The sequence below is a fragment of the Mesorhizobium abyssinicae genome (assembly GCF_049887195.1).
GTDB lineage: Bacteria > Pseudomonadota > Alphaproteobacteria > Rhizobiales > Rhizobiaceae > Mesorhizobium > Mesorhizobium abyssinicae.
On record NZ_JARAKC010000167.1, the window covers coordinates 1 to 246 of the forward strand.

Annotated in this window: 1 protein-coding gene; it reads left to right on the forward strand. The window is 59.3% G+C overall.

Annotated elements, in window-relative coordinates:
- Nucleotides 1–218, forward strand: a 218-nt coding sequence (locus tag PU724_RS34100; RefSeq protein ID WP_426213876.1) for a hypothetical protein, incomplete at its 5' end; no start/stop codon positions are given.
- Between the last annotated feature and the right edge of the window lie 28 nt (nt 219–246).

Genomic DNA, 246 nt, shown 5'->3' on the forward strand with positions numbered 1-246 from the left:
TGTGTCGGCACGATGCCGCGCTGATGGCGGAATTGTTTCCTTTTTGGTGGGGTTGGTTTCAGAAATGCCTCAGGCGTTCCAAACTACTAACCACAGCAATTGGTGCTTACGTCTTCAGCTGCCCGGCAGGGGCGGCGCGGCGTTCGCAAACTGTCCGAACTCAAGCCTCGTTGCGGATCGAGCCGCAAACCCTTGCCGCACCAAGCGGCATCGGCTAGGACACGCCCGCCGTGGAAAGCGGCAATT